The 20161-nt window shown below is 43.6% G+C and carries 19 protein-coding genes; 5 read left to right on the top strand and 14 right to left on the bottom strand.

The genetic code is table 11. The features are described from left to right. Positions 1–51: 51 nt before the first annotated feature. Positions 52–717 carry a class I SAM-dependent methyltransferase gene (locus ACTXGF_RS16700; protein WP_443534465.1) on the top strand — a complete coding sequence of 222 codons (666 nt, stop codon included), beginning with the start codon at positions 52–54 and terminating at the stop codon, positions 715–717. On the opposite strand, the gene ACTXGF_RS16695 is transcribed toward ACTXGF_RS16700, so the two are convergent. The 8 genes from ACTXGF_RS16695 to nfsB form a co-directional block, all read right to left on the bottom strand. Beyond that, positions 714–1811, bottom strand: a complete 1098-nt coding sequence (locus tag ACTXGF_RS16695; protein WP_443534467.1) for a hypothetical protein — start codon at positions 1809–1811, stop codon at positions 714–716. The genes ACTXGF_RS16700 and ACTXGF_RS16695 overlap by 4 nt on opposite strands. 97 nt (positions 1812–1908) lie before the next feature. Then, a complete protein-coding gene (locus ACTXGF_RS16690) occupies positions 1909–2442 on the bottom strand; it encodes a GNAT family N-acetyltransferase (protein ID WP_443534468.1) in 534 nt (177 codons plus the stop codon). Positions 2443–2513: 71 nt separating this feature from the next. Next, a complete protein-coding gene (locus ACTXGF_RS16685) occupies positions 2514–3254 on the bottom strand; it encodes a nucleotidyltransferase family protein (RefSeq protein ID WP_443534470.1) in 741 nt (246 codons plus the stop codon). Continuing rightward, positions 3251–4564 carry an XdhC family protein gene (locus ACTXGF_RS16680; protein ID WP_443534471.1) on the bottom strand — a complete coding sequence of 438 codons (1314 nt, stop codon included), beginning with the start codon at positions 4562–4564 and terminating at the stop codon, positions 3251–3253. Before ACTXGF_RS16680 ends, ACTXGF_RS16685 begins: the two co-directional genes overlap by 4 nt. 111 nt (positions 4565–4675) lie before the next feature. Beyond that, complete coding sequence (locus ACTXGF_RS16675; protein ID WP_443534473.1) at positions 4676–7114, bottom strand: molybdopterin cofactor-binding domain-containing protein; 2439 nt, start codon at positions 7112–7114, stop codon at positions 4676–4678. Positions 7115–7116: 2 nt separating this feature from the next. Then, positions 7117–8109, bottom strand: a complete 993-nt coding sequence (locus ACTXGF_RS16670; protein ID WP_443534475.1) for an FAD binding domain-containing protein — start codon at positions 8107–8109, stop codon at positions 7117–7119. Then, complete coding sequence (locus tag ACTXGF_RS16665; protein WP_443534477.1) at positions 8106–8777, bottom strand: 2Fe-2S iron-sulfur cluster-binding protein; 672 nt, start codon at positions 8775–8777, stop codon at positions 8106–8108. The genes ACTXGF_RS16670 and ACTXGF_RS16665 overlap by 4 nt, the downstream gene beginning before the upstream one ends. 334 nt (positions 8778–9111) lie before the next feature. Then, a complete protein-coding gene (gene nfsB, locus ACTXGF_RS16660; protein WP_443534479.1) occupies positions 9112–9768 on the bottom strand; it encodes an oxygen-insensitive NAD(P)H nitroreductase in 657 nt (218 codons plus the stop codon). Positions 9769–10138: 370 nt separating this feature from the next. Between nfsB and ACTXGF_RS16655 the strand changes: the two genes are divergently transcribed. Both ACTXGF_RS16655 and ACTXGF_RS16650 read left to right on the top strand, forming a co-directional pair. Further along, entirely contained in the window at positions 10139–10792 is a 654-nt protein-coding gene (locus ACTXGF_RS16655; protein ID WP_443534481.1) for a DsbA family oxidoreductase, read from the top strand. 44 nt (positions 10793–10836) lie between these two features. Continuing rightward, complete coding sequence (locus ACTXGF_RS16650; protein WP_443534483.1) at positions 10837–11532, top strand: haloacid dehalogenase type II; 696 nt, start codon at positions 10837–10839, stop codon at positions 11530–11532. 123 nt (positions 11533–11655) lie between these two features. On the opposite strand, the gene ACTXGF_RS16645 is transcribed toward ACTXGF_RS16650, so the two are convergent. Continuing rightward, on the bottom strand, positions 11656–12786 hold the full coding sequence (locus tag ACTXGF_RS16645; protein WP_057761290.1) for an S-(hydroxymethyl)glutathione dehydrogenase/class III alcohol dehydrogenase: 1131 nt from the start codon (positions 12784–12786) through the stop codon (positions 11656–11658). 292 nt (positions 12787–13078) lie between these two features. On the opposite strand from ACTXGF_RS16645, the gene ACTXGF_RS16640 reads away from it, so the two are divergent. Next, positions 13079–13990 carry a LysR family transcriptional regulator gene (locus ACTXGF_RS16640; RefSeq protein WP_443534486.1) on the top strand — a complete coding sequence of 304 codons (912 nt, stop codon included), beginning with the start codon at positions 13079–13081 and terminating at the stop codon, positions 13988–13990. Between the two features lie 111 nt (positions 13991–14101). Continuing rightward, complete coding sequence (locus ACTXGF_RS16635) at positions 14102–14620, top strand: DUF302 domain-containing protein (protein WP_443534488.1); 519 nt, start codon at positions 14102–14104, stop codon at positions 14618–14620. Between the two features lie 91 nt (positions 14621–14711). Here ACTXGF_RS16635 and ACTXGF_RS16630 read toward each other — a convergent pair whose 3' ends face one another. The 5 genes from ACTXGF_RS16630 to ACTXGF_RS16610 all read right to left on the bottom strand — a co-directional run bounded on the left by ACTXGF_RS16630 (position 14712) and on the right by ACTXGF_RS16610 (position 20116). After that, positions 14712–14999: a DUF4031 domain-containing protein gene (locus ACTXGF_RS16630; protein ID WP_057761296.1), complete on the bottom strand. Its 288-nt coding sequence runs from the start codon at positions 14997–14999 to the stop codon at positions 14712–14714. Positions 15000–15094: 95 nt separating this feature from the next. Then, entirely contained in the window at positions 15095–17359 is a 2265-nt protein-coding gene (locus tag ACTXGF_RS16625) for a transglutaminase TgpA family protein (RefSeq protein ID WP_443534490.1), read from the bottom strand. Further along, a complete protein-coding gene (locus ACTXGF_RS16620; RefSeq protein ID WP_443534492.1) occupies positions 17356–18372 on the bottom strand; it encodes a hypothetical protein in 1017 nt (338 codons plus the stop codon). The genes ACTXGF_RS16625 and ACTXGF_RS16620 overlap by 4 nt, the downstream gene beginning before the upstream one ends. 253 nt (positions 18373–18625) lie before the next feature. Continuing rightward, positions 18626–19651: an AAA family ATPase gene (locus tag ACTXGF_RS16615; RefSeq protein ID WP_443534494.1), complete on the bottom strand. Its 1026-nt coding sequence runs from the start codon at positions 19649–19651 to the stop codon at positions 18626–18628. A 42-nt stretch (positions 19652–19693) separates the two neighbouring features. Next, the gene (locus ACTXGF_RS16610; RefSeq protein ID WP_443569797.1) at positions 19694–20116 is read right to left on the bottom strand and encodes a c-type cytochrome; all 423 of its coding nucleotides are present in this window, start codon (positions 20114–20116) and stop codon (positions 19694–19696) included. Between the last annotated feature and the right edge of the window lie 45 nt (positions 20117–20161).

Raw genomic sequence — 20161 nt, 5'->3', positions numbered from 1 at the left:
TCGGCAACCCTTGCCAAACCTTGCATTCTTGCTTATTTTTTAGGACAGTTTATGACTTCGCTGACCACTGTGCGCGTGCGTTATCAAACGATTGAAATTGGCAATACCGACATTCATATTTGCACTTTGCGTGACAACCAACAATTTAGCGACCCTGATAACGAAGCGTTGAATCTGGGCATTTGCTCTGCTTCTTGGCCGATGTTTGGGGTGATATGGCCGTCAAGCTTGGTGCTGGCCAATCATATGCTCGATTACGATATTGCAGGCAAACGTATTTTGGAAGTTGGCTGCGGTATGGCGCTCTCTAGTCTGCTACTGAATCATAGACATGCGGACATTACAGCGACTGACTATCATCCAACGGTTGAGTATTTCCTTGATAGGAATACCACGCTGAATAATAACAAAGAGATTAATTTTGAGCGTTTAGATTGGGCAGAGGACAATAGCCATCTTGGTAAGTTTGATATGATTATCGGTAGTGACCTACTCTATGAAGACCAGCACATTGACATATTAGCCGAGTTCATTGACCGTCATGCTATGCCGACTTGCGAGGTCATCGTGGTCGATCCTGGTCGCGGTCGTAAAAACAAGCTAACCAATAAGATGACTGAGTTTGGCTTTAGTAGTAAGCATGTAAAACCTGAAAATACTACTTATCTAGATTTGCCATTTAAAGGGCATATTCTGACGTTTTCGCGAGGCAATTAATCTGGCTGTTTGTCTTTATCGTTTCCAAACTTTGAAATAAGTGCCATGATAACTTCTTGAGAGTTGATGGGATAAGATTCATTACTGATAGATTGAAAGTCTTTAGGAGCAAATATTCTTTGAGCAATTTCTGATTTTATTTTATGTTGCTCTTCATCGGGCAATGATGCTATATATGGATTAATAGCCTTCAAGTCTAATGATGTTTGAAGATGAGTGTATTGTTGCTGACGATGCTTAGTAGATTCACGTGCTAAGTAAGCAGCTGGAACAGATAATAAGAACACTAATGCCAATCGTAAAAGCGAATTAGATAGATCAAAGCTTTGTTGCATCGACTCTATGAAAGAATAGCCTGCTACAACAACGATGAGCACCATACAAAAAAGCGATCCTCCTCTCAACCAATCAGCAGCTATTTTTTCTTGATCTGCACTATCAGCATACTCAGTAACAATTACTCTGCTTGCGGCATTACCTAGAAGAATATCTAACTGATCGTTCTTATCATGAATAGCTTTTAGCTGCTCTTGATACTCTGTTGATATAGAACCAATTTTTTTATTATAAATATCTTCTAATGATTCGATATCTTGCTTTAAACTGACAGTCTTTTTTTCACTTTCAGTCAAAATATTTTTAATATGTTCGTAATGAGTGCTTTGATTCTGAGATACTTTTTTCATCTCCTTCTTTGACGATTGAAAATCTTGCATATCATTTGCAATATCTAGACGATCATTATCTGCTAAAGGGAAAGTCGATAAAGCTGAGTTTTCTATTAGTTTTTTAAGCTTTTTAGCATTTACTCCTAGCTCATTTCTAAGTGAGCTGATTTCTTGGTTTTCCGATGAAGAAACTGCATTGGCAAGTAACGTACTCCAAAGACAAATTGCTTGCGCAGCTTCAGCTACCTGGTTAGCACTATTTTCTTTTACAGCAGTCGTATAATTTTTATGAGAACTACTAAACATTTTTATAGCATGTCTAACATCACTAGACACTGGTTCGTTGCCAAGTGCATTTTGTACCTTATTGGCTAATGTAACTAAACTTGTTACACCGTCATCAATTTCTAGTATAATATTTTCCATAACGCTCTCAATCTGTATACATAAATCGATAATTATATATCAGTTTTGGCATATAAAATCCAGTTAGTTTGACTACGTAAATAACTACTTAAGCAAGCTACCACTGCTCTCGTGTGATTTTGTACAGCACATGCTCAGCGAGCCGATGATTAGACTCAAGCAAAGGGTGAAAAAAATCCTTCTGTGTATTGGTCATACCAAGGCGCTCCATAACCAGTTGTGAGCGCTTATTAATGACTGCTGTAAATGAAACTACTTCCTCAATCCCTAGCTCAACAAAGGCAAAATTCAGAGATGCTCGGGCAGCCTCTGTCGCATACCCTAATCCCCAATAATCATTATGCAATCGCCAAGCAATCTCGACAGCAGGAGAAAACGGCATATCGGCATGCGCATGATTTAACCCAACCATACCGATAAAAGTATCTGTCTCTTTTAGACTCACCGCCCAAAAACCCCAACCATTATCCTCAATCAGCGACTGGCATTTTTTGGCGATAGTATTACTCATCGAAGTAGTTAATAGCTTAGGAAAGTATTCCATTACTTTAGGGTTAGCATTCATCTCAGCGAATGGCGCAAAGTCGCTCGCTTGCCATTGTCTAAGGTACAGTCGTTCGGTTTCTATCATATTTATAATTTTATTCTCTCGCATTTCGTTGTTCAAAATGAATACTGTTCAAATAAATTAAATTAATCAGGTTAGCTATCAAGCCAGCCTTTTTGTTTGGCAAATGCTAGCTGCTCGGGCGTATCAATATCGTAGCTGAGTTGGTCATTATCGACCTCACCTACTTGATCAGTGGGCAACCCTCTAATGAGGTGACGAAGCCCTTTATCTCCTATCAATTCTGACTGCCACTGTCTAAGCAGTTTATAGTTAATTGCTAAAGGCAGACCTATGATATCAGTTACCGTTTCATCCAGATTTTGATGTTTTTTTAAACGTTGCCAACTGTGATAGCGACTGGCTACTACTGGCTGCTCGCCCGCTAGCAAAGCCGTTATATGTGGCTCATCTAATAATACTTGATCTACTCCCATGATGAGCACTCGATCGATTGAAGTCGATTCAAGAGCAGCAACTTTTCCAATACCCAAACGTAAACTGTGCGCCATACCAGTATCAGCTTGTGGATTCACCACTATTTGAACCGTTGGATATTGATTAGCCAACTCTGTCATCATACTAGCAATCAAACGATGATTATCAGGAATGACAATGACAATAACTTGCGGATTGGTCGTTATTGCCAATCGAGTCATATAAGTAACTAATGGCTCGCCATTCTTAACGAGTAGCTGCTTAGGTTGACCAAGACGCTGACTGAGGCCACTTGCTAAGATGATGACCGCATGGTTTTGGCTCTGCTGTTCCGTACCTTCTGTATGTTCAGTACCTTCTGTATGTTCAGTACCTTCTGTAAATACACGCTTACTCATATGCCACTCTGGACAATATTGGCATCTGTATCACTACTCACCGCTGTGATATTTGAGAGATTACTATGTGAACTATTTACTGGAGCGTCTTGATTGTACATGACCGCATTAATCTCTGCCATGATGCCAAGTGCAAGTGCTTCAGGTCCATCTCCACCCAGCTTATAACCAATCGGATAATGTAATTTATGAATACCAGCTTCTAACATAGCAGGATTGCTAAGATTCATGCTGATTTCATTAATCAAGCGTTCGGTACGATAGCGCGGCCCTAATTGTCCTAAGTATTTATAATTGTTTGAATGCTTGAGAAGTATTGCTAGGCGCGCGCGATCTTGACTCAAGCTGTGTGACATCAGAGCGATTGCTGCGTTGTTACTAAGCTTAAGCAAAGCCTCACTGTCATCTAAAGATAGCGACATCACAACGTCTGCTTGAGGAAACCTCATACGAGTTGCATATTGCGCGCGACTGTCTACGACCGTCACATGCCAATCTTGTAGTTTAGCCATGGTCACCAGTGGCATCACATCGTTACCTGCCCCGCAAATCAATAGACGCAACTGTGGTTGCAGGCGTTGTACAAGCCACTCTGTTGTTACCTTGCCGTTTTCCACCATCACATATTCGGCATTTTTATCAGACAGCTTATATTCTGCTAATTCTTCTACAGTATTGGCAACTATGCTTGGAAGAGCTGTTTTCCCTTGTGCAGAAACGCTTCCCAAACTGTGGTATTCATCTAAATTAATCCGCATCCCAGTTCGCAAATTATCACTGTTTTGCGATATAGAATCTTGGTGCTGATAATCGTTAGCACGAATTAAAGTCGCTACAGTAATCGGCTGCTGAGTACGTCGAACATTACGGATGGTCTCTAACAATGACGTTGCTGTCGTTAGTCGCTCAAATAATACATGCACTCGCCCATTACAGCCCAATCCGAAATTTAGCTCATCAAAGTCCGCTTCATTTAAACCATTATCCGATTCATCATATATATCAGACTTAGTTCGCTTCACGCCTGCTTGCGCTTGGCCATCGTCAGCATATTGAATGTCATCACCTGTCTGATAAACTTGCACATTGGCACCGTTACGAGTAAGCCAAAAGGCACGTTTGATAATATGCGGCTCCAAGCAGCCACCACTAATCATCCCAACTGAGCGACCATCCTCACAGATAAGCATCATCGCGCCAGCACGGCGATATGCTGAGCCTTCAGTACGTACAACCGTTGCCAATACAGCGTCAATACCTTGTTGCTTAGCTTTGATTGCCAGATTAAGAATGTCAGCGACCTGATTCATAACGCCTCTTATTTGGTAGTTATTTTCTTGATAATGACGAAATATACTGCTGATTGAGTTATAAAAACCCGCTCATTAAGCGGGTTACTGTCGTACATATGGCTTAAAAAATTACTCTGGCATCTCGTAAAGCAATTTGTCGAGAGTAATCGGAAAATCATAAACACGTACGCCGACGGCATTGTAGACAGCGTTAGCAATCGCAGCGGCAGCACCGGCAATAGCCGTCTCACCAATACCTTTGATATGCATCGGGTTGGTATAAGGATCATCCTCTTCGACCAATATCACATCTAACTGTGGTACATCAGCATTGACTGGCACATGATATTCAGCGAGGTCATGGTTACATAGGCGACCATCACGTTTATCGTGGATGACCTCTTCCATCAATGCTGAACCAATACCAAACACCATGCCACCATAGCATTGCGAAGTCGCTGTTTTATGGTTAAGAATACGACCTGCGGCAAATGCGCCTGTCATGCGTTTTACTCGGATCTCACCAGTGACTTTATGCACGGCTACTTCAGCAAAGTTCGCACCAAAAGAGGACTGACGATACTTCTTACCATTTTTACCTGGCTTTATCTGACCTTTGGCACTGACTTTTTGCTCCTCATAGCCTGCGACCACGTCAGCAAGCGCATATGATTTTGTATTGTCAAAATCATATTTTTCTGATGCTGTCTGTTCTTCTAATACATTCTCTGAAAATGAGACTCCTGTGGTTTCAGATATTTTATCAATAGTGCTATCAGCAAACGCTTGACCGTTCTCTTTGGCTGCCTCTACCGCTGTTAAATCGTGCTTGCCTACTTGCTTAATTTGACCATTATCTAGCTGAATCGTATCAGGATACAGGCCGACTTTTGCTGCTAGCATCTCACGGAGCTGCTCACAAGCGAGGTAGACACCACTACCTGCACTTGCTGCGCCCCAACTACCTCCTGAACCTGATGCAGGTGGTAAGGCACTATCACCTAGTTTCATCTCGATATGGTCGATAGGTAGTCCTAATAAATCTGCTGCTACCTGAGAAAACACTGTATAAGACCCTGTACCGATATCCGTCATATCTGTCTCGATAACTGCTTTGACACCAAGCGCTTTTGACTTATCGATTTGCAACGTTGCGCGCGCTTCAGAAGACTGTAACTGATTACCACGTGCGGCTGCAGCCATGCCCGTTCCTATCCACCAGTCGCCTTCTAATTGACTAGCAGGCTTTGCGTTGCGCTGACTCCACCCAAACTGCTCAGCACCTTGCTCCATACAGGCAATCAGCTGACGCGTCGAAAACGGAATGTCTTTACTAGGGTCTTTTTCGGGTTCATTACGGCGGCGCAGCTCTATAGGATCAAGGTCCAATTGCGCAGCCAATTCATCCATTGCACATTCAACAGCAATCATACCGACCGCTTCGCCAGGTGCGCGCATCGAGCCTGACAATACTTGGTTCATGTCGACCATTTCATAATTTACACGGCGGTTTTTACCACTGTATAGATAGTGCGTAGACAAGGCAGTTGGTTCAAAGAACGCTTCGTCTGGCAAATTGCTAGAAATGGTATCGTGAATCAACGTATCGATAACGCCATTTTTATCGCAGCCAATTGCAATGCGCTGACGAGTGTTTGAGCGTCTGACCGTTGCCTCCATCACCTGTGGACGGGTCATAGTAATCAATACTGGTCGACCAAGATCTTTTGACGCAATAGCAGCGGCAATAGATTCAGGCGCAATACCGAGCTTACTACCAAACCCACCACCAACATAGTGTGCAATTAGCTGAACTTGATCTTTGTTTAAGTTTAGCGCATCCATGACTTGCTGCTTACAAGACGCAAGCATTTGATTTGCCGTATAAAGAACGAGCTTATCCCCTTCCCAATGTGCCAATGTTGCATGTGGCTCCATCGCCGAGCTGTTTTGACTTGGCGTATGATAAAAGCGATCAAGTGTTACTTCAGCATCAGCCAATCCTTGCTCAGGATCGCCTTGGACATAATTTTTGTCAGAACCTTTTTTCTCATCAACTTCATGGGCGTTAGACAATTCTTTAGTAAAATTTAATGCCGCTTGGTCAGTCTCATCTTTATAAGTGACTTTAAGCGCATTTGCCCCTTCTGTTGCTGCTTCAAAGGTTTCAGCGATTACAACAGCGATAGGTTGACCATGATAAAAAATCTCAGTCGCTCCCTGCTTTGGCGCTTTTTTTAATCCACCTTGCTGAGAATTACGCAAGAAGTGCTTAGGATCTGTCACGACCTTGATAATATTAGGAATGCCGTCCAAAGAACTGCTATCGATATTTTCGACTTGTCCTTTGGCAATGGTCGCACCGACCAAGACACCGTACGCTTTATTATCCAAATGAATTTCGGCACTATAAGGCGCTTGACCACTAACTTTCAGCGAGCCGTCAACACGGTTAATTGGCTTACCGACCAGTTTGCTCGCTGTTGTGCTAAACAAAGACTCAACAGGCTCATCCATGGTCATTTTTTTGGTCGGTTCTGACTGAGTGATTGATTCAAATAATGACATGATTATGCTCCCTCGCCCGCTAGTGCGCGCTGAATGACTTGTTTTAGTAGGCGACGCGTCAACGGTATCTTAAAGTCGTTTTGACCATTACCTTTGGCATCATTCAATAACAGATCGGCAGCTTGCGTGATGACATCAGTATTGCCATCGGTATCTGTTAATAGCGCCTCAACTTCTTCATTACGCCATGGCTCAGTACCGATACCACCAAATGCCAATCGTACCGTCTTTAGATTACCGTTATCATCAGCGTCTATCACTGCGGCACAGGACACGAGCGCAAACGCATATGAGGCGCGATCTCGCACTTTGTCATAAGTATGCATACCTTTGACAGGTGCAGGTAATACAACGTGAGTAATCAGCTCACCTGCTTCCAATACGTTTTCGATATGCGGCGTATCTTTTGGTAAGCAATAAAAGTCTTTTACATTGATAGTACGAGTCGAGCCGTCCGCCTTAACTGTCTCGATAGTGGCATCCAACAAGCGCATTGCTACTGCCATGTCAGATGGATGCTGAGCGATACAGGCATCGCTCGTGCCTAAAATAGCTAGCGTACGGTTCTCGCCATTGATAGCTGGACAACCTGTGCCCGGTTCACGCTTGTTGCAGGCGCTGTCTGTCTGATAAAAATAATAACAACGTGTGCGCTGCAAGAAATTACCGCCAGTCGTTGCTTTATTACGCAACTGACCAGTCGCTCCTGCCAAAATCGCTCGGGATAATACTGGATAATTGGCAATAACCTCAGGATGCGCTGCCAAATCACTATTGGTCACAAGCGTACCGATACGCAAACCACCATCGGTAGTGGTTTCGACCTTTTCTAACTCTAGACGGGTAATATCGACCAGTTTAATTGGTGTCTCAATCTCCAATTTCATCAAGTCTAATAAGTTGGTACCACCTGCGATAAAAGACGCATCCTCAGTACTGGCAGATATCGCCGCTTGCTCTGGTGCATCAGCACGGCTATATTCAAAGCGTTTCATGAGCGGCCTCCTGTTGTAGCAGTTGCTGTCTTGTTATTCGATGAGGTCTTACCAAGTTGCGCCTCGCTCGGTGGCGGTGACCAGATGCCTGTCACGCTTGAGTTTTGCACTGTATTGTCTGTTGTTTGAGTACTAGACTCTAAAACCTGACTCTCTGAAATTTGATTTTCAAGCACTTGTGAAATGGCTTTGATAATATTTGGATAAGCTGAGCAGCGGCAGATGTTACCGCTCATGCGCTCAGCAATTTCTTGTACAAGGCGACCATCAGGATTTTTTAAGTCGGTGCTGACATGGCTTGGCCAATTTTGCTTTACTTCTTCTATCAATGCGGTCGCTGAGCAAATCTGACCTGGCGTGCAATACCCGCACTGAAAAGCATCATTGTCTTTAAACGCTTGCTGCAATGCCGATAGTGACTCTGGCATCCCAATGCCTTCGATCGTTGTGATGTCATCACCATCATGCATAACGGCGAGTGTCAGACAAGAGTTAACCCGTCGTCCATTGATGAGCATGGTACATGCCCCGCATTGACCGTGGTCGCAGCCTTTTTTGGGACCAGTAATTTGTAGGTGCTGACGACAGACATCGAGCAGTGTCGTACGAGCGTCAAGATTTTCAAGCTGATAATCTTGCTTATTGATTGTTAAGGTCAAAGTAGACATGCTGGCTTCTCGCTGGCAGATGAATATAATGGAATGGTGAAATACGCTTCAAAATGACAACGTTAATAAATTTATTATGACGTATGGAAACAGTTGTTTTGTTTTTACTTTGTAGGGGTTCCAGTGTAGTTTCTAATCTACGAGAGTATCGAAATGTTAGCGCTGCTAATAGATGGTATGTGATTTATCATCAGTTTTTAACGTTATTTCAAAGGAAATCCCTAAAAAAAAGCCTCGTAAACGGTCAGTTTATGAGGCTCTTAAATAGACTTTTTACGTATAGTATTTAGTAGATATGTCTATTAAATCCGTTCTTTTCTTAGCTAATAACTGGCTAGGCTTTCGTAATAATCGCTTCTTCATCAAAGCGTGATTTTGGCAGCTCAGCGTTAAAGTCATCTTTACTACGATAACCAAGTGATACGACTGCCACAGCGGTGTATCCCTTGCTACGTAAATCAAACTCTTCATCAAGTGCTTTCAAATCCGCCCCTTCCATCGGCACCGCATCAATACCCAAAGTTGCAGCCCCTAGTAGCAAAGCGCCCATATTGAGATACAATTGCTCTATCAACCAATGTGGCTCGTCTTTTTGCTCATAACGACGAATGTCCAAAAACATTTTACGCGTCTGATGCATTTGCTCTTTAAATTTTGGCTCTGCAAAACGACCATCTGCATCTTCTTTTTCTAATATGTCATCCAAAAATTCATCATCTGCATAGACACGGCTACAGAATACAATGACGTGCGAGGCACTTTTTACTTTGGCATCGTTGAACTCATACATGCCCTCAGTGCCTTTAGCAATTCGGGCTTTACCAGCTTCATCGTCAGCAATAACAAAATGCCAAGGCTGGATATTGGTACTCGAAGGACTGAGGCGCAAAATATCCTTTAGACTTTGGAAATCTTCTGCTGAGATTTTCTTATTGGTATCAAACTCTTTTGTGCTGTAGCGCCAGTTCATTGCTTCAGTGATATTTTTCATCTATGGCTCCATTATTGATATTAATTTTTTATTTTTGCTTAGAATTTTTCTTCTTCGATTATCATTTAACGAAGCCACTTTAAATAAAAAGCTATTTTATGACCATGCCTGCTTGGTTAAGTATTCGTAGGTTTTGTTATGACTGAGTCAGTGTGTTGCAAAAACGCCTACTTTCTTATTAGTAATGGTTACAATTACGCTACCGAATTGGCGACGCCGACTGCGCAGACTACATTGTAATCACTTAGTCATTCTCTTAGTATGAACTGACTTACTACCCAGTAACTAGGTATATCTGCTTGATTCCAACTGATATGCCACTATCTATACATCCCAAACAAAACATACATAATAATACCCGTGAGGAAATATGAGCACATCAGAAAAACCACTCCGAATAGATATCGTCTCAGATGTCGTCTGCCCTTGGTGCGTTATCGGTTATCGTCAATTGGCAGCAGCACTTGAGCAAACCAATACTGCCCACACTATCCACTGGCATCCGTTTGAGCTAAACCCAAACATGCCAAGCGAAGGGCAAAACCTACGCGAGCACATTATCGAGAAGTACGGCTCTACTAAACAAGAATCAGATGCTAGCCGAGTCAGAATGACTGAAGCTGGACAGGAAGTTGGCTTTGAGTTTAATTTCAATGATGACACACGTATGCATAACACCTTTAACTTGCATCAGTTGCTACATTTCGCTGATCAGCAAGGCCGCATGCATGAGCTAAAGCAAGCTTTGTTTGCTGCGCATTTCACCAATAACAGAGACATTTCCGATATCAACGTGCTTGCCGATATTGCAGCAGAAACTGGGCTTGATCGTAGTGAGTCATTGGCAGTGTTGGAAGGTCAATTCTTTGCGAAAGAAGTGCGAACAGAAGAGCAGCATTGGCAACAGCAAGGTATCCAAAGTGTACCAGCGATTATCTTTAATGAGCGTCATCTGGTCAGCGGTGCCCAAGGGGTCGAGAACTACATCAGTATTTTAGAGCAATTGGCCAACATGACTGAGTAAACCATACGACGTTATAAAAATGTCATTCTATAAAAGGATACTTTATGTCTTCTGAACGCTTTCCCTCGATTATTGTGTTCGACGTCAATGAAACATTGCTCGATATCGACACGCTAACGCCTTTATTCACCCGCGTCTTTGGCAAGCAAAGAGTGCTCAGAGAATGGTTCGCTCAGCTAGTACTGTACTCGCAAACTATGACGCTGTCCGGCCTCTATACGCCTTTTGGCGAGCTTGGGGTTGGTGCATTGCAAATGGTTGCTAACATCAGACAAGTCGCTTTGACAGACGCCGATATCAATGAGTTCAAAGAAAGAATGAATGCGTTACCTGCCCATCCTGATGCAGCGCCAGCACTGACTCGTTTGCGCGATGCAGGGTTTCGACTGGTCACACTGACCAATTCAGCAAGCAGTGCGTCTCCAACACCACTAGAAAAAGCGGGTCTCAGCCAGTTTTTTGAGCAGCACTTCAGTATTGAGACTGTTGGCAAGTTCAAGCCAGCGCCCAATACTTATCAATTGGTGGCTGATACACTAGCCGTTGACACATCAGATTTATGTCTTGTTGCCTGTCACCTCTGGGATACTATAGGTGCGCAGGCAGCAGGTTGTCGCGGTGCATTTTTGACCCGTCCCTATAATGCAATGCTGAACGCGCCTAATGTACTAGTTCCTGATTTGACGGCATCAGATTTATCGACATTAGCGGATCAAATCATTAGCAAAAAGAGTGCTTGAGACTTTTAGTTACTAAGCTATATGTACAAATAACATTAAAAAAGGCTGCCTCAATATTGAAGCAGCCTTTTTATTTTTAACAAAGCATTTCTAAGACAATAACGTCGTTGCTGGGCTTTTTGATTACTCTGAGAAGTGTACAACCGTACGGATACTTTCGCCTTTGTGCATCAAGTCAAACGCTTCGTTGACGTCTTCTATTGGCATCGTATGAGTGATAAAATCCTGTAAAGGAATCTCGCCCGCTAGATAACGCTCGACATAACCTGGTAGTTCTGTACGACCTTTTACACCGCCAAATGCGGAACCCTTCCAGACTCGACCAGTCACTAACTGGAATGGACGGGTTGAGATTTCTTGTCCAGCACCAGCGACACCGATGATGACTGACTCGCCCCACCCTTTGTGGCAGCACTCTAGCGCTGAACGCATAACATCGACATTACCGATACATTCAAACGAATAATCAACACCGCCATCGGTTAGCTCGACGATCACTTCTTGAATTGGTTTGTCATAATCTTTCGGGTTGATACAGTCAGTTGCCCCTAGCTTTTTGGCTAGCTCAAACTTGCTTTCATTGATATCAATCGCGATGATACGGCTGGCTTTTGCCATGGCAGCACCAATCACTGCTGACAGTCCGATACCGCCCAGTCCAAAAATAGCAACAGTCGCGCCCTCTTCGACTTTTGCCGTATTCATGACTGCGCCCATGCCAGTAGTCACGCCGCAACCAAGCAAACAAACTTCTTCTAATGGCGCTTCTTTATTGACTTTAGCCAAAGAAATCTCTGGTAAAACTGTGTACTCAGAGAAAGTTGAGCAACCCATATAATGGTAGATAGGCTCGCCGTCTTTATAAAAGCGTGTGGTGCCATCTGGCATCAAGCCTTTGCCTTGAGTCTCGCGTACTGCCGAGCAAAGATTGGTTTTACCTGAGCGGCACATTTTACAAACGCCGCATTCTGCCGTGTACAACGGAATGACATGATCGCCGACCTGAACGCTGGTCACGCCTTCGCCAACTTGTTCAACGATACCACCGCCTTCATGGCCCAAAATCGCAGGGAACACGCCTTCTGGGTCTTCACCAGATAAGGTAAAAGCATCTGTGTGACAGACACCACTGGCGACGATTTTTACCAATACTTCGCCTTTGCGCGGTAGCATGACGTCCACTTCTTCGATAGATAGCGGCTGCTTTGGACCCCACGCGATGGCGGCTTTTGATTTAATAAATTTATCTGACATAAAAATCTCTCTTTTTAATTGATTGTTATTTATGGGTGACGACATAACAGTTTTACGATAAGTGCAAGCCATTCTAGTCACTTGCTAAAGTATTTTATGGCTTCTGGCGTTTACTATATCTATAGTTAAAACAAATAAAGATAGACTGAGCTTATCTTGCCTGCCCACTATAGGCAAGCATCGATGACAGTAAAACACCATCTGTTTACATTGATACTAACCATTATATTTATTTCTGAGCGGATAACAATATGCTATATTTGCAAATATCTTTTACATATTGGTAATAATCATGCGCTGGGAAGGAATTAGTGAGTTTGTCTATGTCGCAGAATTCGAGAGCTTTACGCGTGGTGCAAAAGAGCTGGGTATCTCGACTGCACAAGTCAGCCGCCAGATCAGCGCGTTAGAGAAACGTTTAAACATAAAGCTGCTATATCGAACCACGCGCAAGGTCTCACTGACTGAAGAAGGACGTGTATTCTATCAGCATTGCCGCAGTGTACTCGACGGCTTGGATGCCGCTGAGCAAGCCGTAAGCAACTTACAATCAAAGCCTCAAGGCAGGATAAAACTAACAGCGCCCGTTACTTATGGTGAGCAGCAGTTATTACCACTTATCAATGATTTTATGATGCAGTATCACGATATCGAAGTGACTGCCTTTTTGAGTAATCAGAAAATCGACTTGATTGAAGGGGGTTATGATTTGGCCATTCGTATTGGCAAATTGCATGACTCGACGATGATGGCAAAGAAACTTAGCCTGCGCACTAACTTTGTCTGCGCTGCGCCCTCTTATCTAAAAAAACACGGTATACCATGCCATTTAAGTGATTTAAGTCAACATAATTGCCTACTAGGTACTCGTGATTATTGGCATTTTATAGATACCACTAAAACAAAAGAGAACAGCGATACTCATGGTAACCAACAGGCAAGTGTAGAAAGGAACCTGCGTGTCTCTGGTACAGTGCAATATAACAGCGGCTATAGTCTGGTCGATGCTGCGCTAAAAGGGCTAGGTATCGTGCAGCTTCCTGATTATTATGTACAAAAGTATTTAGCGTCCGGCGAGTTGGTCAGTTTACTTGATGACTATAGAGAGCCCGAAGAAAGTATTTGGGCCATTTATCCGCATAACCGTCATTTATCACCAAAGATTAGACTGCTCGTAGATTATTTGGCAGAACATTTGGTTTAACGTTCTGTTAAGACGTATTGCAATCACAAACCTGATTACGCACAATGAATATTCGATGTTGCTCATTATAGTTAGGACTGACCATACTACAGATAACTTAAAGGTGTAATTATGATTAAAATCGTCTCTACCGCTGCGCTAGCAGTGGCCGTTTCCTCTTGTGCCAGTATCGATACGCTATTGGATAAAACCAAGAGCACTGGTGCTATGACAGACACCACAACCTCTATCAATGCTGAAAAAGGCTTGGTAACTTTACAGAGCAATCACTCCGTCAAAGATACCGCAGACAAGCTGGTCTCAGTTATCGAAAGCAAGGGTATGAAAGTATTTGCACGAGTCGACCATCAGAAAAATGCACAGAGTGCCGACTTATCATTGAGACCAACGCAAGTCGTTATGTTTGGCAACCCTAAAGCGGGTACGCCATTAATGAACTGTGAGCAAACTGTTGCCATTGATTTGCCGCAAAAAATATTGATTAGCGAAGATGCTGATAAGAAAGTATGGCTGTCATACAACAACCCTGACTACCTCAAGACACGTCACAATATCAAAGGTTGCGATACTGAGATTGCTAATATTTCAAAAGCACTTAACGCTATCAGTACTGCAGCAACGGCAAAATAATGTGTTTGGTATAGTTGAATAAATATACATTCGAGTAAATAAGTGAAATGTGCTACGGAAGTATTACTTATTTACTTAAAAATCTCTCATATCAAGAATGACTAGATTGTTCTATCTGGTCATTCAACTCTACTTTTAATTTCTTTGCGCATTCGATAATCTTTTTTCTATCGGCAGGAATAGCACCTTGCGCTATAGCGATTTCACGCATTTGAACCGTGATATCATAGTGAGGATAGCTGGCATTACGATGAAATAGACGCGCATCCACATCAATAAATGCCGCAAAATCATGTAGCTCTTGCAAGCTATCCGCCAGCATATGGCACCACTTATGGCCTTTGAATTTTATCTGCACAAAATCTACATATATCGCCATATAACCGCCTTTCTTACCTATTCACTGGTTCGCTCATCCATCTTGTAGTCAGCTCAAAATAACTTAGCAACTCAATGATGTCATCATCAAAATTTCTATAACAATTCGTGCACATCTTTTTTGAGTTGTTTGAGTAATTTCTGATATTCACTATGACTGGCATCAAATGTACTCAGTCGTCCATAGCGTAACTGACGATAGTTTTGTCTAATTTCAATAAGCTTTGTCTGAATAACGATTGGGTCGCTACTATCTGTTAGCTGACTCGTAGCAGAGTGAGCATTGTTATCCTTACGGCTATCAATAGCTGATGCCAAACGTTCCAACCAAGCTAGCTGCCCTTCATTATCATTGCGAGCTAATAATTTATCATGTTTGGCAACACGTTTTGAGAGCTGAGCAAGAGGTAGGTCTGCTGGGTGCCAACGTTTGCGGCGGCGATACCAAATGACAAAAACTAAGACAACCATAACGGAAACCGCACTGGTGGCTAACCAAATAATTTGCTGCATGATTGAGCTGATATTGAACCATTTGAATAATGAGTCTGCCTGTTTGTCTTGGTCATAGCCGACTACGTCTTTTTGCCAGTAGTAGCTCGCTTGGTCTGATAATCGGCGTAGCGTTTGCAGCATTTGATACTGCTGATAGCTGATCTGTGCACTGGCACCATTGCCAAACATAGCTGCCCCTTGCTGCTCGGTCATCGTATTCATGCCTTGCTCTACTCGCTCAGGCGCTACAAAGGCTGTCGGATCCACACGTACCCAACCTTGACCCTCAAGCCAAACTTCAGTCCATGCATGCGCATCCATTTGCCGCACTTCCCATACGTTACCATTACGACTCGGCTCACCGCCTTGATAACCCGCTACTACTCGTGCAGGAATACCAGCGGCGCGTAGCATAAAGGTAAAGCTTGACGAATAATGCTCACAGAACCCTGCTTTGGTTTCAAATAAAAATTCGTCAATGCGATTGGTATTGAGCCGTGGTGGCGACAGCGTATAGCGAAACTCTGTTCGATTAATCCATTGCTCGATAGCCGCTATGTAGCGCACAGGGTCTGAACCTGACTGCTCAAATAACTGCTTAGCAAGCGCGCGCGATTGAGGGTTACCTTCGTTGGGCAAAGCAAGGTTCTCACGTCTTGATGCCTCTGTTAGAACCGGATCAATACGCATCTGTGCAAACTGCAATACATCATAGCGAAGCTGCTGCGTAACAGGTTGATCCTTTGATAAGGTAAATTCAGAGGTAGTATTGATATCTGACTGCTGGGAGAACGGATAATCAAGACCAAATAGCCAGTTTTGCTGAGTAGGTTCTAAGATAACCTTGTAATTGACAGGTGCCGCCCTTGATTCATCAGGTACAGTAGCAAAGGCATTCTGAATCCATGCAGGTGCTTGCAATCTCGACGACCATTGACCCTTTTGGGAAGCCGGACGCCATGTAACACCATCGAAATCACTAAATACCAAACCGCGCCAATACAACTGCTGTTGCGGCGGGCGCTCATCAGCAAACTCTACGCGAAAGGCTAGCTCAGTTGACTGCCCTAAATTGGCAAAATCACCAGGAGACATGCTATCAGACACACCTGTAACGGCTTGCTGACCGGAGAGCTGTACGGACCACAGCGGTGGCAGTCTCGGAAAAAACAAAAATAGTACCACCAATAATGGCAATGCACCAACCCCTAACACGCCCAATGTACGCAAGCGTCCATCACCGTTAGCATTGCTATCATCATTAAGCGCAATGAATGCTAGCAATACAATGACTGCGCCAACGATCACTTCTAAAGTAGTCAGTAAACCTTGGTCCATCAAAAACAATGCCGCAAGCACGAACAATGATAAATTCAACACCACATAGGCATCGCGGCACTTATACAGCTCCCATAGCTTACTAACTAGGCATAGCACCAAAAATGCCACACCCATATCGAGCCCAAATGCTGTATTGTAGGTCAGCCACAGACCTAATAGCCCCAGCAGAAAGCCTAGCATTTGTACACTTTGATAAATACGCTTTAGGTGCGATAGTTTTTTGAATTTAGCTTTGATATAAGGCAATTGAGCGGCGATACTGACGGCGGCAAATCCTATCAACCATAATGGTAAATGTGCGGCATGCGGTAACACAACGACGACTTGAGCAATTAATACCCAATAATAAGCTGGCAGTGCAAATAACTTACGATACCATTTAGCGTCATTTCGCTCAGGTCGAATTGAGACTTTTTGACCCAAAGCCAACTGCTCAAAGCTGGCCGTTTTTATAGCATCAACCGCAGAATACTCTGTGGACAGTGTATCAACATCAGCAGAAGATAAGCGTTTAGAATTGGTCATGGTGCTTTCGCAAGCCTTAGCAAGCATGCTTGCGCAAAGGATTCCCCGTTACCCATCTCCGCAGTAGCAGGAGTATCACTAGGTAAACGCATTTGAAACGGCACACCTAGCTGACCCAGCGTCAATGCTCCATAAGCCAATTGTGCAAGTTTTTGCTCGTGATGTGCAGCTGGCATATCTGCATAATCAAGCGTTTGCTCATGACCGACCGGATCAGCGAAGTGCTTGGTCAGCATACCTTGTCCTCGCGCCACATGCCCCCAAGAGACTCGGGCCAATGACTCACCCTCGATATAGTTGTCTAATCGCTCAAAGTCGTCCTGACCCTGTCTATACTGCCCACCTGTTGGTAAATCCTCTAAGCTTGCGATTGCATATTTTGCTTGCCAGTCAAAAACTTCAGGTTTTGGATATACCCAAGCCGTACGCGCAAAGTATACGTAAGACCATGCACGCATGATACCTAGAGGATAAACTGTTTTCATTTTTAACCGCGGTAGTTCAAGTTGACCACGGTTGTAAGTCTGGACAGGCAGTCGAACGACTTGCTCACCTTGTAATCGCGTGATAAGCACTGAACTTTGCGTGTTTGTGCCGTTTTTGGTTTTTTTATTGATTATCTGCTCAAATTCAAATAGCAACTGACGCCTTGGCTGGCGACTGTCACTATTCAATTGTAGCGTAACCCAAACAGGCGCACCTGCCTCTGTCATAGTGACTTCTAGTAAACGCACTTGCAGACCAGATATATGAGCAAAAGTAACATGAAAACTAATTAGCCAAATACTGACCAGATAAAAGCACAAACCAAGCACTAAGTTGTTGCCATAGTTAATACCCGCGATAAAGGTAATTACTAACAATACGGCGAATAGCATTCCTTCACGACTAAAGAAAATATAGACATTACGCAAATTAAGCGTAGCACTATCACTTTTAGGTGCGCGCGCGGCAAACCAGCGGCTCAGAGCTGATCTTATTGGTGCGGTTAAAGCCTTTGGCAATAAGCTCATGACTACCCTATTATTACCATCTGATTGACAATGCTGTTAGTACTTGTATTTATATCTAACTGACAAACAAACTCACGAATAGAACAATATAGTTGATTCAGGACAATTCGAATACAAGGAAAGCGGGTGAGAATACCGTAAATAGTGAACTGAGTGACTTTGATATTTTCTCTAAGTTATATAGCTTTGACTACGTGTAGAACTCTATTTCAGCGATGCAGTTAATCAATAGGGTCAAACAGTCTGCTAGCTGCTAAGCAACGACTGACACTTCTGCTAGGATACGTTGGGCGATGGTTTTTGTCGCTTGTCCACCAGTCACATGCGCGGGTACAAAGCGCTGACCGAGGCGATGATCAGTAACCGCAGCAAACACCGCTTGGATATCTTCAGGGGTCACTTCCATATATCCCGATACATAGGCATGCGCTTGGGCAGCACGTTGTAGTGACAACACGCCGCGAGGCGATAAGCCATGATACTCTTGGCTTGCACGAGTTTTTGCAACCAATCTCTGCAAATAATCCAGTACTGTATCTGCTACATAAACTTGCCTAACAGCGTGCTGAGCCAGTAGTACAGCTTCAGTATCAAGCATCGTATTCAAATCTTTGAGTAGCTCGCGACGGTCTTTACCTTTTAGCAGCTCACGCTCTGCGGCAGGCGATGGATAACCCAATGACAAACATAACAAGAATCTGTCTAACTGCGACTCTGGGAGCGGATAGACACCTGCTTGTTGCAATGGATTTTGAGTGGCAATGACAAAGAACGGTTGCGGCAAAGGATAAGTCTGGCCATCTTGTGTGACTTGGCGCTCCTCCATCGCTTCAAGTAGCGCACTCTGTGTTTTAGGACTGGAACGGTTGATTTCATCAGCAAGTAATAACTGAGTGAAGACAGGGCCCGGACGAAACTCAAATTGCTGTTTACTTTGGTCGTAGATGCTCATACCTAAAATATCAGCAGGCAACATATCATTGGTAAATTGCACTCGGCTAAAGCTCAAACCTAACAGCTGTGCCAAGCCCTGTGCCAAAGTCGTCTTACCCATACCAGGCAAGTCCTGTAACAACAAATGACCGCCCGCTAATATACAACTGAGCGCTAGCCTAACTGCTTGCGGCTTGTCTAATACAATCTGATTTAATTGTGCTAACAGCTGTGCAATTTTCTGCTGGTTGCGTTGAAAATCAGCCGTACTAGGTATGGACTGGCTGAGCGGATTCGCTGTTATATGAGAGGTAGATAATGATATATCGTTAGCTGCATGGGTCATAGTAGGTTATTGGCTCATTTTTTAGGTCATAACGATGATAAGTCAGTTTACATCATCTGTAACAGTCTGTGCAGCGGCGCGGAGCGTAGATAAATAAGCAATGATATCGGCACGCTCTTTCGCATCTGGCATCGGGTCAGACAGCATTTTGGAGTCTGGCATGGCTTTTTGGGCATCTGCAATATATGGATCGAGTGTCTCTGCATCCCATACCCAACCTGAATCTTCTAGCCCTTTGCTGTAGGTATAGTCTTTTAACTCGGCAGCCGGCGCACCGTATATATTCATTAATTGTGGGCCTTTTTTATTCAGACCCGCATTACGTTGGTGACATTGTCCACAAGCATCTTTATAAATTATCGAGCCGTTGTCTGCATCGCCGTCAGTATATAAGGGCAGAGTCACAGGAGCACGATGGTCAGGTGGTGTTTTCTCACAAGCTGTGAGCAACAGAACAGCAGCCAAAAGGCTGCTCATTTGATATCTACTGATAAGGGACATTTTTAGCAA

The sequence above is a fragment of the Psychrobacter sp. 1Y6 genome (genome assembly GCF_052258385.2).
GTDB lineage: Bacteria > Pseudomonadota > Gammaproteobacteria > Pseudomonadales > Moraxellaceae > Psychrobacter.
This window is presented reverse-complemented; position numbering and strand designations above follow the sequence as displayed.